10 protein-coding genes are annotated in these 14612 nt (G+C 75.0%); 5 read left to right on the top strand and 5 right to left on the bottom strand.

The features are described 5' to 3' along the window. The first annotated feature begins 7 nt into the window (after positions 1 to 7). From ABZ923_RS28715 to ABZ923_RS28705, 3 genes are all read left to right on the top strand, one after another. Positions 8 to 385, top strand: coding sequence for a nuclear transport factor 2 family protein (locus ABZ923_RS28715; protein ID WP_361476940.1), 378 nt, complete (start codon positions 8 to 10; stop codon positions 383 to 385). Between the two features lie 68 nt (positions 386 to 453). Next, entirely contained in the window at positions 454 to 876 is a 423-nt protein-coding gene (locus tag ABZ923_RS28710) for a nuclear transport factor 2 family protein (RefSeq protein WP_361476938.1), read from the top strand. 100 nt (positions 877 to 976) lie between these two features. Next, positions 977 to 2152 carry an acyl-CoA dehydrogenase family protein gene (locus tag ABZ923_RS28705; protein WP_361476936.1) on the top strand — a complete coding sequence of 392 codons (1176 nt, stop codon included), beginning with the start codon at positions 977 to 979 and terminating at the stop codon, positions 2150 to 2152. A gap of 1245 nt (positions 2153 to 3397) precedes the next feature. Here ABZ923_RS28705 and ABZ923_RS28700 read toward each other — a convergent pair. Next, positions 3398 to 3871: a flavin reductase family protein gene (locus tag ABZ923_RS28700; RefSeq protein ID WP_361476934.1), complete on the bottom strand. Its 474-nt coding sequence runs from the start codon at positions 3869 to 3871 to the stop codon at positions 3398 to 3400. A 286-nt stretch (positions 3872 to 4157) separates the two neighbouring features. Between ABZ923_RS28700 and ABZ923_RS28695 the strand changes: the two genes are divergently transcribed. Together ABZ923_RS28695 and ABZ923_RS28690 are read left to right on the top strand one after the other, a co-directional pair. Continuing rightward, positions 4158 to 5753 (top strand): aminotransferase class III-fold pyridoxal phosphate-dependent enzyme, encoded by a 1596-nt coding sequence (locus ABZ923_RS28695; RefSeq protein WP_361476932.1) that lies wholly within the window; start codon positions 4158 to 4160, stop codon positions 5751 to 5753. Positions 5754 to 5893: 140 nt separating this feature from the next. After that, positions 5894 to 9487 (top strand): BTAD domain-containing putative transcriptional regulator, encoded by a 3594-nt coding sequence (locus ABZ923_RS28690; RefSeq protein WP_361476930.1) that lies wholly within the window; start codon positions 5894 to 5896, stop codon positions 9485 to 9487. 245 nt (positions 9488 to 9732) lie between these two features. Here the strand turns inward: ABZ923_RS28690 and ABZ923_RS28685 are convergent, their stop codons facing one another. From ABZ923_RS28685 to ABZ923_RS28670, 4 genes are all read right to left on the bottom strand, one after another. Then, a complete protein-coding gene (locus ABZ923_RS28685; RefSeq protein WP_361476928.1) occupies positions 9733 to 10323 on the bottom strand; it encodes a hypothetical protein in 591 nt (196 codons plus the stop codon). Between the two features lie 129 nt (positions 10324 to 10452). Next, positions 10453 to 12795: a BTAD domain-containing putative transcriptional regulator gene (locus tag ABZ923_RS28680; protein WP_361476926.1), complete on the bottom strand. Its 2343-nt coding sequence runs from the start codon at positions 12793 to 12795 to the stop codon at positions 10453 to 10455. A 355-nt stretch (positions 12796 to 13150) separates the two neighbouring features. Further along, positions 13151 to 13906, bottom strand: coding sequence for an alpha/beta fold hydrolase (locus ABZ923_RS28675; protein WP_361476924.1), 756 nt, complete (start codon positions 13904 to 13906; stop codon positions 13151 to 13153). 30 nt (positions 13907 to 13936) lie between these two features. After that, positions 13937 to 14530: an NAD(P)H-dependent oxidoreductase gene (locus ABZ923_RS28670; RefSeq protein ID WP_361476922.1), complete on the bottom strand. Its 594-nt coding sequence runs from the start codon at positions 14528 to 14530 to the stop codon at positions 13937 to 13939. Positions 14531 to 14612: the final 82 nt, after the last annotated feature.

Raw genomic sequence — 14612 nt, 5'->3', positions numbered from 1 at the left:
TCTCGTCATGTCTCAGCTCACCGACAACGTCGAAAAGCACACCGATCAGTATGTGGCGGCGTTCAACGCCGGCGACTTCGAGACGGTCGACAGTTTCTACACGGAAGAGGCCGTCATCATCTGGGAGCCCGGAAAGCCGCTGACCGGCGAGGCGCGGCGGGAGTACCAGAGGGAATTCCTGAAGAACCGGCCGAAGATGACGGCCGTGCCCCGCGAGAAGTACGTCACCGGTGACACCGCCCTCCTGATCGTCGACTGGACGATCGACACGGTCGACGCCGACGGCAAGCCCGAGCGGCTCCAGGGCATCGGCGTCGACGTCCTGCGCCTGGGCGAGGACAAGGTGTGGCGCTACGCCATCGACGACCCGTACGGCCAGCGCTGACCGCTGCCCGCCCGCCGTACCCCCAGCCGCCCGCCCCGTACCCCGGACCGCAGAAGGGACCACCGCCCATGTCGCACTTCACCGTCGACTTCGATCCGGACCACCCGGACCTGACCGCCGACACCGACCTGCAGAACGAGATCTTCCTCCAGGCCTTCAACTCCGGCGACGGAGCCGTGTTCAACCTGCTCTACCGCGACGACTCCATCTCGAACTTCTCCGGCGAACCCCTCACCGGCGCGGCCCGGCTCGCCTTCTTCAAGGAGTTCCTGGCCGGCAAGCCCAGCCTGGAGGCGACCGTCACGCACTCCTACGTCGCCGGTGACGTCGCGCTGATCGGCGTCGACTACAAGGTTGACACCACCGGCCCGGACGGAGAGCCGGTCCAGCTGCGCGGCCAGTGCACCGACGTGCTGCGCCGCGGCGAGGACGGCCGCTGGCTGATGGCCATCGACCGCCCCGTCGCCGACAACGGCCTGCTGGCCGACTGACACCGGCGAACGCACCACCCCTGCGAACCCCCCTGCCCCTCCAGGGGGGTTCGGACGTCTGACGGCAATCCGCGCACAGCACGCACACCGAGGAGAGAGAGTGGCCACGCAAGAAGAGCTGAACTCCGTACTGACCGCGGTCCGCGAGGCCGTTCCCACCCTGCGCCGCAACGGGGCGGAGGCGGAGGAACGCCGCTGGATCCCGGACGAGAACATCCACCTGCTGGAGAAGGCGGGGGTGTTCCGTACGGCCGTGCCGCGCGCCCACGGCGGCCTCGACTTCGACGTGGCCCAGCAGGCGCAGGTCATCGCCGAGGTGGCTCGCGGCTGCCCGTCCACCGGCTGGCTCACCATGGTGTGGCTGACCAGCACCGCCGCCGCCGCGCTGTACCCCGACCGGGCGCAGAAGGAGGTGTTCGAGGGCGGCAGCGCCAGGGTGTCCATCGTGTTCGCCCCCACCGGCACGCTCACCCCGGTCGACGGCGGCTACCGGCTGAACGGCACCTGGCGCTTCAACTCCGGTGTCCGGGGCGCCGGCTGGGACCTGCTCGGGGCACTCGTCGAGCGTCCCGACGGGACCGAGGAGGAACTGGTCGCCCTCGTGCCGACGGCCGAGCTGTCCGTCGCGGACGACTGGGACGTGACGGCCGGCGCCGCGACCGGCAGCTCGACCACGACCGCGCAGGACGTGTTCGTGCCCGAGCACCGGGTGGTGCGGCTCGACGAGGCCATGCTCAGCGGCACCGGCAACCGGGCCAACGCGGGGGCCACGGGCCGCAACTACGCCCTGCTCGGCTACATCCTCTCCGGTGTCGCCGCGACCTTCGTGGGCATGGCCCGGGGCGGTCTCGAACTGTTCGTGGAGCGGCTGCCCGGGCGGGGCATCACCTACACCGAGTGGACGGAGCAGAGCCTGCACCCGCTCACCCAGCAGCAGGTGGCCGTCGCCGGCAACAAGATCGCCGCCGCCGAGGCGCTCTCCGCGACCTGGCACCGGGTCCTGCAGGAGGCGGCCGACGCCGGTGTCCAGCCGTCCGACACGGACAAGGCCGTCATGCGGGGCCGTACCGCCTACGCCGCGCAGCTGGCCAAGGAGGCCGTCGAACTGCTCTTCACCGCGAGCGGCGGCTCGGTCATCCGCCGCACCGAGCCACTCCAGCGCGTCCACCGCGACATCCAGGGCTTCTCCCTGCACGCCCTGGTCCAGCTCAACACCAACCTGGAAGTCCAGGGCCGCGTCCTCCTGGGCCTGGACCCCGGCACGTACTTCCTCTGACGGGTCGGGGGCGCCGCGTGGGGGCGGGGCCTCTGGGGGGCCGGGGTGCCTGTGGTGCCGGGGCCTGCGTGGGGCCGGGGTGCCTGTGGCGCTGGGGCCTGCGGGGCCGGGTTGTCTGGGGTGGCGGGGTCTGTGTGGGGCGGCCGGGTTCCGTGTGGTGCCGGGGTCTGTGTGGGGCCGGGTCCTCTGTGGCCCGGGCCCGGGCCCACAGGGGGCGTCGCCCGCATGGCCCCCGGCCCGTGTGGCGTCGGCCCCACGGCGCCGGACCCGTGTGGTGTCGGCCCCATGGTCCCGGGCCGGTGCGGCGTCGGCCCCATGGCCCCGGGCCGGTGCGGCGTCGGCCCCATGGCCCCCGGGCCCCATGGCTGGTCATGGGGCCGCCTCTTGCTTCATCCGCCCCTGGTCGCGGGCTCGTTCGTGGCTCCGAGTGCCTCTGGCCGCGGTTCCGCTCGTGGCTTCCGATCGCCTCTGGTCCCGGGTCCGCTCCTGGCTCCGGGTCCGCTCCTGGCCCCTGGCTCGGCGCGGGTCCGGGGCCAGCCGTGTCTTCTGGCCGGCTGGGCGAAGTCAGGCTTGGACCGAGACGGCGAGCGTCCAGGGGGCGGGTCGTCGGAGTCGGCCCCGCGCACTTTCGTGGGGGGCGGGAGAGAGGTCGGGCAGGGGCCCCGGCCTGCGCCTCGGGAACCGGGGGACACGTCCCCGGGCGGCGGGTGTCGCGTCCGCGACGACGTGACGGCAGGGGCGGCCCCCCCCGGGGGGCGTACACCACTCCGTCCGAGCCCGGGGCAACCACCGCCTCGGCGGCGGGCGGGCCGAGCTGCGGCGGGGCACCTCCGCAGACCGGGCGGTGTCGGTGGCGGCAGGCAGGCGGAGTCGGCCGTGCCCCCGTCCGGGCGGTGGGCGGCGGTGGGCGGTGTGGTCCTGGGCTCCCGCACGGGTCGCAGCCCGGAGCGCAACCGGTGTCGTACCTGCCTCGCCGACGCCGTGGTGTTCGCGGGGCGAGGGGCTGGCCACCCTTCACCGTCACCCGGGGGGCGATGCCGACCCGGCGCCCTCCCAGCCCCCGCACGTCCCCGGAACGGGCCACGCAGCCGGCGTCCGAAGACCCACCGAGCGGCCGCCTCCGTCCCCGCACGCCTCCGGCCCCGTGCCCGACCAGCGTCGTACACGGGGCCGGAGGCCGGGGCCGCGCCCGGCCGGGGCGGGACCGCTGTCGCCGGTGGGCCGGTGCCGTAGGCGGCCGTTCGCTCAGTGCGCAGCCGGACGCGGGGACTCCGCGCGGCCGAAGCGGCCGTTCACGAACAGCAGGCCGTCCGCGTCGTCACCCTGGCCCGCGGCCAGCACCGTGCCGATGAAGAGCGTGTGGTCGGCGAAGACGTGCGAGTCGGTCAGCGTGCACTCCAGCCACGCCACCGCGCCCGCCAGCAGCGGCGCCCCGGTGTGTTCGCCGGCCGACCAGTCCACGCCCTGGAACTGCGCGGCGCCGAGGGTGCGTTTCTTGTCCGCGAAATGCCGGGCCAGCCCCTCCTGCTCGGCGCCGAGAATGTTCACGGCGAATCGCCCCGCCGAACTGAGCGCACTGTGCATCACGGCGCCGTGTCCGACACTGCACAGCACGGACGGCGGATCGAGGGAAACGGAAGTGAACGCATTCGCCGTCATGGCGTGCACGTGTTCGCCGCCGACGGTGAGGACGGTGACCCCGGTGGCGAATCGGGACATCACTTCCCGCATCTTCGCGGGCGGCGGCCCGGATTCCGACGCCGGCCCGGAACGCAGGGCCACGGAATCGATGTCAGTGGACGCGGAATTCATGCCACCCTCTCCGTATTAGGCTGCACGGGATGCCGGCGGGCCGCGACGGGCATGAGCAGCCGACACATTCAACGTACCCGCGCCTTTCGCTGCGTCTCCCACTGTCGGGTAACCGCGCCGCCACCCCTCGCTGAGCACGGGTGATGACCCCGCGATGACCGCCCGTTGACCCCGCTGGCGCACTCTTCTGGCCATGGACGACTACAACGCGACGACTTCCGGGCCCGAGCTGGCGGAGCCCTATCTGCGCGAGGTGCTCGACAGTGCGGGGCTGGCCGTCGAATACGTGCGCGCGCAGGGGAACAGCCTGTACCAGCGAACCGACGACGGCGAGCTGCCGGTGGCCGATTTCGCCGGCGGCTACGGTTCCGTGCTCCTCGGTCACAACCACCCGGCGATCGTGGCGCGGGCCAAGGAACTGCTCGACGGCGGCACCCCCGTGCACGCGCAGTTCTCCCGCCACCCCTACGCCAACCGGCTCGCCGCGGAACTCAACCGCATCATCCACCGCGAACTCGGCACCGACGAGCCCTACTACGCCGTCTTCGCCAACAGCGGCGCCGAGGCCGTGGAAGCGGCGATCAAGCACGCCGAACTCGACCGGGGCATGCGCATCGCGGACCTCCTGACGCAGACGGCCGCCCGCCGCGACTCCGTGCGCTCGGCGGTGGCGGACGGCACGGCCACCGTGCCCGACACCGTCCTCCACACCCTCGGCGTCACCGCCCGACCGGAGTCCGCGGCGGAGCGGTTCGCGCTCGTGGAGGAGGAGATCGAACGGCGCACCCGTGAACTGACGGCCCGGCCACCGATGTTCCTGTCCCTGGAGGGCGGCTTCCACGGCAAGCTCGCCGCCAGTGTGCAGCTGACACACAACGAGGGCTACCGGCTCCCGTTCGCCGCCCTCGCCGCCCAGGCCCGCTTCGTCCCGCAGGACCGGCCCGACGTCCTCAAGGAGATCCACGCCGAGGAGCGCGGCGTCCTGCCGGAACCGGCCGTCGTGGACGGCCAGGTCGCCCTCGTGGAACGGGAGTTCCCCGTCTTCTGCGCCTTCCTCCTGGAGCCCGTCCAGGGCGAGGGCGGCATCCGCGAACTGTCGGCCGAGTTCGCCCGGGAGATACAGGAGTTCTGCGCAGCCGTCGACTGCCCCGTGGTCGTGGACGAGATCCAGAGCGGCATGGGACGCACCGGCACCCTGCTCGCCAGCTCCCCGCTCGGCCTGCGCGGCGACTACTACACGCTCGCCAAGACGCTCGGCGGAGGCATCGCGAAGACGTCCGTGATGCTGGTGCGCCGCACCTGGTACCGCAAGGAGTTCGAGATCGTCCACAGCTCGACCTTCGCCAAGGACAGCTTCTCCTGCCACATCGCCCTGAAGGTCCTGGAACTCCTCGAAGCGGACGACGGGGCGGCCTACCGGCGCGCCGTGGAACGCGGTGAGGCGCTGCGCTCGATGCTGACCCGGCTGCACGGCGACTTCCCCGACGTCGTCGCGGAGGTCCGCGGCCGGGGCCTGATGCTGGGCCTGGAGTTCCGGGACCAGTCGGAGTCCGCCTCCGAGGAGATCCGGCAGGCCGCCCAGGGCGGGCTGTTCGGCTATGTGCTGGCCGGACACCTGCTCCGCCGCCACCGGGTGCGCACCTTCCCCACGGCGAGCGCCGTCAACACCCTGCGCTTCGAACCGTCCGTCGAGGTCGACGACGCGCAGATCGCGCAGCTGGAGACGGGACTGCGGGACGTCTGCGGCCTGTTGCGGGCCGGGGACGGCGCGGCACTCGGGTCGGCGTAGTCCGGTGCCGGGCCCGCGCACGGGGCCAAGGGATATGTGATGGTTGAGCAGTGAGTGAAAGCAGGTTGCACCGCCGTACGGAGATTCGGTGAGAATCGCGGTGATTTCCGTTGTACGAGTGCGGATGACGGGGGAAACGCATGCGCATACGCATTCTGGGGCCGCTGGAGGTCGAGGACGACTCCGGTCTCGTCGAGCTGGGCGGGGTGCGGCAGCGCTCCGCCCTGGCCTATCTGCTCCTGCACGCCAACCAGGTGGTCTCCACCAGCCAGTTGCTGGCGGCGCTGTGGCCGGCCGACGACGCGCCCATGACCGCGCGGAAGATCCTGCAGAACGCCGTCTGGCGCCTGCGGGGCGCGCTGTCCGGGGACCGGTCGGAGGGCACGCCTCCGGAACTTCTCACCCGGAGCCCGGGGTACGTGCTCCGGGTCGCGCCCGGCCAGGTGGACCTGTTGGTCTTCCAGCAGCGGGTCGCCGAGGGCCGGGCGGCGATGGCCGCCGGCGACCCGGCCGCCGCGCGCGAGCTGCTCACCGGCGCGCTGTCGCTGTGGCGCGGCGGGGTCCTCGCCGACCTGGTCGAGGAGGGCACCTGCTGGCCGGAGCTGGCCTCGATCGAGAAGGAGCGCCTCGATGTCATGGAGGACTGGTTCGAGGTCGAATTGGCGTGCGGCGGTCACCAGAGCGTGCTGCACGACCTCAAGTCGCTGGCCGAGCAGGAACCCTTGCGGGAGCGTGCCGCCGGCCAGTTGATGCTCGCGCTGTACCGCTGCGGACGGCAGGCCGACGCGCTCGCCGTCTACGGCCGGTTGCGCGAGGCGCTGGTGGACAACCTCGGCCTGGAGCCGAGCCCCGATCTCCAGCGCCTGCAGCAGGCCGTACTGGTCCAGGACCCCTCACTGGACCTGCCGACCCGCGACGACCGGCCCGCCGCGCCGCTCATGCCGCAGCAACAGGGACCACGGGACGCCCTCGACGACAGCCCCGCCGCCCCGCTGCCGGCACTCCCACCCGACACCTCCACCGACCGTGCCCCCCTGCCCGAAGCCCCGAACCGCCCCGCGGCGCCCCCACGGGACGGCGAGGGGTGGCCCGCCGCGACCCCTCCGAACCCCGAGGGCTGGCCCGGGGCGACGCACCCGGACGCCCCGAGGCGACCCGGGGCGTCCTCACCAGACGGCACGGAGTGGTCTGCGGTGCCCTCAACGGACGGCGGGGAGTGGTCTGGGGCGTCCTCAACGGACGGCGGGGAGTGGTCTGGGGCGTCCTCAACGGACGGCGGGGAGTGGTCTGGGGCGTCCTTGTCAGATGGCTCGCGATGGCCTGCGGCGACCGGACCGGACGACACGGAGTGGTCGGCGGAGTCCGCCCCGGAGGGCAGCAGTTGGCTCGGGGCGGCCCGCCCGGACGGCGAGGGGTGGCCTGCGGCGACCGGACCGGATGACGCGGAGTGGCCGGCGGGGTCCGCCCCGGAGGGCAGCAGTTGGCTCGGGGCGCCCCGCCGGGACGGCGAGGGGTGGCCTGCGGCGACCGGACCGGATGACGCGGAGTGGCCGGCGGAGTCCCCACCGGAGGGCACCAGTTGGCTCGGGGCGGCCCGCCCGGACGGTGAGGAGTGGTCTGCGGCAGCCGGCCCGGACGACGCGGAGTGGCCGGCGGAGTCCCCACCGGAGGACGCGGGTTGGCTCGGAGGGGCCCGCCCGGACGGTGAGGAGTGGCCTGGGACATCCTCGTTGGACGGCCTGAGATGGCATACGGCGACCGCGCCGGATGACGCGGAGTGGCCTGCGGCGACCGCGCCGGACGGCACGGGCCGGCCCGGGAGGGCCCGCACGGACGACACGGAGTGGCCCGCCGTGACCGCGCCAGACGACGCGGGGTGGGTCGGGGCGGCTTCACCCGACGACACGGGGTGGCCCGGAGCGACGCGGCCGGACGGCACGAGAGGGCCCGCAGCGTCCCCTCCGAACGGCACTGGGTGGTCCGCGACGCGGCCGGACGGTTCGGGACGGCCTGAGGCGACCCCTCCGGAGGGTAGGGGCCGTCCTGCCGCGACCTCGCCCGCCGCCCAGGGCAGTTCTGCCGCAACGTCGGCCGGGGCCTCGGGTCGTCCTGGCGCAACGTCGGCCGGGGCCTCGGGTCGTCCTGGCGCAACGTCTCCCGGCGCCTCGGGTCGTCCTCCCGCGACCTCGCCTGACGCCCCAGGCCGCCCCGCCGCCCCCCCACCCGGCGTCCCGGCCCATCCCGCCGCGCCCCCACCCGGCGTCCCGGGCCATCCCGCCGCGCCCCCACCCGAGGGCACAGAGTGGTCCGAGACGCCAGGGCCCGGCGCGGAGCGGCCCGCGGATGCGCGGTCGGCCGGCGCGGATCCCGGCCTCGCGAGGCCGCACCCCGTGCCGAGTGCGCAGTTGCCCAAGCGCCCGGCCCCCGAGGTGGAGGCGCTCGCGCCCTCGGCCGTCCGCCGTCCCGCCGTCCCGGTGACCGGAGGCGACGAGGGCCGGCCGGTCACGGTCGTGCTGTTGCGCTTCGAACTCGGTGCCGGGTTCGACGGGGTTTCCGCCGAGTCCCTGGACCAGACCCTGGACGCGGTGACCCAGCTGGCCCGGGAGCGGATCGAGGCCGAGGGCGGCGTCATGGCGTCGGCCCTCGGTTCCGTGCTGCTGGGGCTGTTCGAGGGCGAGCCGCAGGAACGGGCGGCCGCCGCCGCGGTCCGGGCCGCGGCGGTCGTACGTGCCGGCCTGCGCCGCGCCTCGGCGTCCTTCCGCCCCGTCGGCAGAGGCATCTCGGCCCGGGCCGCCGTCGCCTCCGGACCCGCCGTCGTACGGCACAGGCCCGACGCCGGGCCCACGGCACCCTGGATCGGCGGGGGCCTGGTCTCCGCGTGTGAGGCCCTGCTCGCCGAGGTCGAGCCGGACGAGGTGCGCGTGTGCGACACCACCCGCCGGCTGACGGAACCCGGCATCGCCTACCGCCGTATCGACGGGCCCCTCCCGGCCTGGGCGGTCGAGGACGTGGCCGACGGGGCGTGGCACGATCCCGGCGCCGCTACGGACTGCCGGGACTGCGAACTCGACCTGATGCGCGGCATGACCCGTCGCAGCGTCGGCCTCGCGCTGCCCCATCTGCTCACCGTCCTCGGCCCGGGGAACCGCCGGACCTCCCTGCTGATGGCCTTCCGGCAGCAGCTGGAGGACAGCCCCGCCCGCGTCCTGGCGGCCACCTGCGGACCCTGCGCCGACGGCTGGCCCGCCCCGGCGGCCCTGCTCGCCGCCTACGCCGGTATCCGCCCGGACGACCTCGCCGAGGCGGTGCGGGCCAAGCTCGACGGGGCCCTGTCGGGGCTCGTCGACGACCGGCGGCGGCGGGACGCGCTGCTGGACCGGCTGGACCCGCTGTTCCGCCCGGCGCCGGGGCCCGTACCGCCCGAAGCCCTCGCCGCGGAGCGGGAGTTCCTCGTGCTGGCGGCGACCCGGGAGCCCCTGGTGGTGATCTGGGACGACCTCGACCGCGCGGACGAGGCGGCGCTGACGCTGGTGGAGGAGATGGTGTGCGCGGCGCCCGGCGTGCCGCTGCTGACCGTGGCCGGAGCGGACCCGCGGCTGCTGGAGCGCCGACCGGACTGGTCCGCGGGCCGCCCGCAGACCATGACGATCAGCCTGGTCCCGTCGGCCGACAGCGCGCTGGAACGGCTCCTGGAATGCCTGTACGCCCTCGACCGCGTGGCCTGGGCGGCGTAGCACCCCCCGGCCCCCGACCACCGCCGCGCGTGTCCGCGGTGGTCAGCGGGGCGGGTGCTGGCGGTTCGGTCCCCGGGTCACCGCCGTTCGCGCCCCGGTGCGGCCAGCCATACAGGCGCTGTCGGACTGCTCCCCGAAAGCGCTGCTCGCGCCCGGCGCGGTCAAACCGCTGCCCGCGCCCGGCGAGGCAACCCCACAGCCTCTGAACCGTTCCCCGACCACCACCCCTCCCGCGCCCCCTTCCGTCATCCCGAGGTGCGCCGGCCGGTCGTGCCGACCTCCCCGTCGCGGTGACCCGGCAGGCCGCCGGCTCGCAGGAGGGCCCGGACGACGGCGAGGGAGGCGGGGTCCTCCGAGGGCAGGCACCGGGTGGCCGCGTCGATGAGCAGGGGCAGTGCGACGGTGCGGTGGGGGGCGCCGGCGGGTGTCGGCCGCGCGCCCCGTGCCGCGGCCGGGACGCACGCGGTGTCCAGCAGTTGCCGTCCCCAGCGGGCCAGCGCCGAGCGTGTCCGGCGGTGCCGGGCGGCGGCGAGCGCGGGCAGCGCCGCAAGGGACCGCTCGTAGCGCCGGAGGATCTGCGGCGCGTGCGCGCGCAGCAGCAGGGCCTCCGGGGCCGGTGTCCGCTCCGGCGCGTGGTCCGGGACCCGGTGCGCACCGGTGTGCGCGGGAGCGGTCCCGGCCGTCGCCCGGCGCAGTCCGGCCGACAGGGCCGCCGTGAACTCCCGCCCGACGAAGGCCGCGAACGTGGTGTCCTCGAACGGCGCCGGCGGGAACGCGGGCACGCCGTCGCCCTCCGGCCGGGCACGTGTCGTATGGGGTGTCAGGAGATCGTCCATGCCGTCCAGCACAGCAGACGGCGCACATCGCGCACCCACTTCCCGCTGCACCGCCCGGTCATCGCGTGTTCTCGGCGCGGCATCGCGCCGGCGGCCGGCCGGTGACCGCGGCGGTCGCGGCCGCCGCGGTCACCTCGTGAGCAGCCGCGCACGGACCGCGCCCGGGCGCAGGACCACCAGCCCCTCGCGCGACGGCGGCACCGTGGCCGGCCTGGCCAGTCCTTCGCGTGGCGGCACCGCGGACGACCCGACCATCCCCTCAAGGGGCGACACCGCGGCCGGCCCGACCAGTCCGTCACGCGGCGGCGGCACCGCGGCCGGTCCGACCGGGGCGCGCCGGGGCTCCGGCAGCGGGGAGAGGCTGATCGTGCCGGTGCTGTGCTGTCCGACGCCCCACATCGGGCGCCGGCCGAGCAGTTCGGGCCGCGCGCCGGCCACGACGAGCAGCGGGGCGTCCGTCGCGCTGCCGGCGAGTCCCTCCAGCCAGTCCTGCACCGGGCCCGGGGCGAGATGCACGTCGTCGACGCACAGCACCACGGGTCGCTGCCGGGTGCCGGCCAGCAGCACCCGCGCCCACGCCTCCAGCGCCGGGCCCGCGGGCGCGTCCGGCCTCGCACGGCCCGGGGGGAGAAGGACGCGTAACAGCGGGTCGGCCTCGGGCCCGGGCCCCGCCACCGAGCGGACGAGCGCGGCGAGCGCGGCGTCCGCCGAGGCGGCCGGTCGCGGCCGGCAGGCCGCCCGCCAGGCGTCGAGCAGCGCGGTCGCCGGGGCCACGGGGCCGCCGAACGCGGGCCGCAGCACCAGCACGTCGCCGGTGGCCCCGGCCTGCCCGGCGAACTCGGCCAGCAGCTGGGACTTGCCGGTGCCCGGCCCGCCGAGCACGGTCAGCAGGTAGGGCACCCGCCGGTGCCGCGAGTGCGCCAACAGGCCGGACAGCACGGTCAGTTCGTGCTCCCGCTCATGGTGGTCCGCGCCCGTCGCCGGGGTGTGGCGGGGGCGGGGCGCGAGTGCCTCGTGGAGACCGTGGCCGGTGCCCCGGCCGCCGGCCACCCGCCGGTACGCGATGCGGTCCTCGGTGTCCGCGACGGCCCGGCCGCCGACGTACACCTTCCCGGGCGGCACCTCGGCGAGCATGTGCCGCGCGGTGTCCAGCAGGACGCCGACGGCGGAGACGGTGCTGTCGGGGCCCTTCGAGGAGCGGCGGATCAGCATGCTGCCGGTCGTCACGACGGCGCTCACGGCCAGTTCCGGCCGGCTCGCGAGCCGGTCCCGGACGGCAAGGGCCGCCCGGACCGCGTCCGGACCCGCCGCAGGCGTGTCGTCCCGCAGTCCGAACAGCGCGGCCCACACCTGCCCGAGGGACCCCACGACCCGGCCCCCGTGCGCGGCGATGCGCTCCACCGCCGCGGACATGGCGTCGTGCAGCAGGGTGTCCTGCGCCCCGGAGCCGACGTGGTCCCCGGAGGGGCGTACGGCCGCGCGCACCAGGAGCACGGTGACGTCACGCCGTTCGCTCGGCGGCCGGCCGGACTCCGGGCGGAGCACCAGGTCCGACGCGGAGGAGGAGCCGGCGAGGGTGGCCACGCGGGGCAGCGGATCCGCCCCCGGAGCCGCGCCGGGAGGGGCGGCGGCGGGCTCGGTCGCCGCCGTGACCGGCGGGTTCGCCACGAGGGCGACGGGTTCCGGCGGATGCTCCGTCTGCGCGGCGAGGACCAGCCCCGGATCGTGCCGCAGGATCCGCTGCTGGAGGCTCTGCAGTTCGCGCGAGGGTTCGAGACCGTACTCCTCGTCGAGCGTGCGGCGCAGGGAGGTGAAGGCGGCGAGGGCCTCGGCCTGGCGGCCGCACCGGTACAGGGCGAGCATCAGCTGCCCGTGCAGCCGTTCCCGCAGCGGTTCCGCCGCGGTCAGGGTGATCAGCTCACCGAGGACGGCCTGATGGCGGCCGCACCGCAGTTCGGCCTCGAAGCGGAACTCCATGGCGTCCAGCCGCAGTTGCCGCAGCCGGGCCATCTCCGGCCAGTCGACGCCCTGTTCCACCAGGTCGGACAGGACCGGGCCGCGCCATTCGTCGAGCGCGTCCCGCAGCAGTTCGGCCGCGCGCCGCGGACGGCCGGCCTCCAGGTGGGCCCGGCCCTCGGCCACCCGCTGGTCGAAGCGGGAGACGTCCAGGCTGCCGGGCTGTATGCGCAGCATGTAACCGGGGGCACGGGTGAGCAGTTCGGCCGGTCGGGCCCGGCTGTGGGTGCGGGCCAGGGCGGTGCGCAGGCCCGACACGGCGTTCTGGAGGATCTTGCGCGCGGTGGCCGGCCGGTTCTCGTCCGGCCACAGGGCACGGAGCAACTCGCTCGTGGCGACGACCTGGTTGGCGCGCAGCAGCAACAGGCCCAGCACGGCCCGCTGTTTGAATCCGCCCAGCGCGAGCGTGTGGCCGAGGGCCTGCACTTCCAGCGGTCCCAGGATTCTGAATTCCACGACTGCCCCTCTTGCTCGTTTCGACGGTGGGTCGATCCGGCGGCACCCGTCCGGGATCGTCCGCGGGTCCGCCGTGGTTCTCTGCGCAGCCGTGCCCGGCCCACGGACCGGCCCGTACGTACGGGGGTGTGCCGGTGCGGCGGCTGCGGATGCGATCGGGGCCCGGGCAGGGGGAGCGGCCGGCGACGGGATCCGGCGGGATCACGCGGCCGGTTGCCGGGGCCGGGAACGGACGGATGGGACGCACGGGACCGCACCGCGAGCCGGAGGCGCGGGCTCGCGGACGTCGTGCGCGGCCCCGGCCCGGGGCGGCGTCGGCCCGGGCCGGTTCACCTGGCGAGCGGCACGGACGCCCTCAGCGTCCGACCGCTTCCTGGACTTCCCGGATGCCGTCGACGACGACGTCGGCGACGGCGTCCGTACAGTGGTCCAGGTAGAAGTGACCGCCGGGGAAGACCCGCACCTCGCACCCGGACGAGGTGAACTCGCCCCACCGGGCCACCTCGGCCGGCGCCACGACGGGGTCGGTGTCGCCCGTCAGCGCGGTGACCGGGGTGTCCAGCGGTTCGCCGGGCGGACGGCGGTAGGCCGCGAGCGCCCGGTAGTCGGCCCGCAGGACGGGCAGGGCCAGCTCCAGCAGGTCGGGGTCGGCGAGCGCGGCGGCCGAGGTCCCGCCGAGCCGGCGGACGGCGGCCAGGATCGCGGCGTCGTCCGGCAGCTGGTCGTGCGGGTTCGGCTGCCCGGTGGGCGCGCCGCGCCCGGAGAGGAACAGCCTGAGCGGGGCGGGCGCTCCCCAGGCGCGCAGCAGCCGGGCGGTCTCGAAGGCGACGAGCGCGCCCATGCTGTGCCCGAACAGGGCGTACGGCCGGTCGGTGGCCGGCCGCAGCGCGGCGGCGATCTGCCGGGCGAGCCCGGCGACGTCCTCGGCGGGCGGCTCCCGCCTGCGGTCCTGCCGCCCGGGGTACTGCACGGCCAGCGCGTCGAGCCGTGGTGACAGGCACCGCAGCAGAGGGACGTACGCGGCGGCGGAACCGCCCGCGTGCGGGAAACAGATCAGGCGCACCGCCCGGGACTCCTCGGTCCCGAACCTCCTGAACCACAGACTGTCCATCGCTTCCCCCGTCACTCCGTCACATGCGTTTCATCCCGGGAGCCGGTACGGCTCCTCGGCGCGGGCCCGGCGCAGGGCGCGCGCCCACCAGCCCAGGCGGTCGAACATCTTGCAGGCGGCCTCGTCGCACTCCTCCCGGGCCAGCGGAAGGCCGTCCGGGCCGAAACTGGACCAGTAGTTGTGGAAGCTGACCGTCTCGCGCACCGTCACGGCGTGCACGTCGGCGAAGACCTGCCGCAGCTGCGCCACGGCGGTCAGGCCGCTGGAGGCGCCCCCGTAGGACACGAAGGCGACGGGCTTGGCGTGCCACTCCTCGTCGTACCAGTCGATCGCGTTCTTCAGCGCGGCCGGGAAGCTCTGGTTGTACTCGGGCGTGACGACCACGAAGGCGTCCGCCGCGCCCAGCCACGGCGCGAGGTCCTGGACCGCCCGGGGTCTGAGCGCGTCCCGGTCGGCCGACATGACGTCCGGCAGCCACGCCGTGGCGAGGTCGATGATGTCGACGTCGAAGTCGTGGCGGCGGCCCGCTCGGGACGCCAGCCAGTCCGCGACGACCGGTCCGAACCGGCCTTTTCTGACACTGCCGATGATGATCACCAGCTGTAGCCGATCCCCCTCGGCCATGCCGCCTCCCCGTGCGTCCGTGGCGCCGTACTCGGTCTCCGGGCCGCCACCCACCCTCTCCGATGGTGCTTCGGGTTTGCTT

Source organism: Streptomyces sp. NPDC046881 (assembly GCF_040645015.1).
Lineage (GTDB): Bacteria > Actinomycetota > Actinomycetes > Streptomycetales > Streptomycetaceae > Streptomyces.
This window is presented reverse-complemented; position numbering and strand designations above follow the sequence as displayed.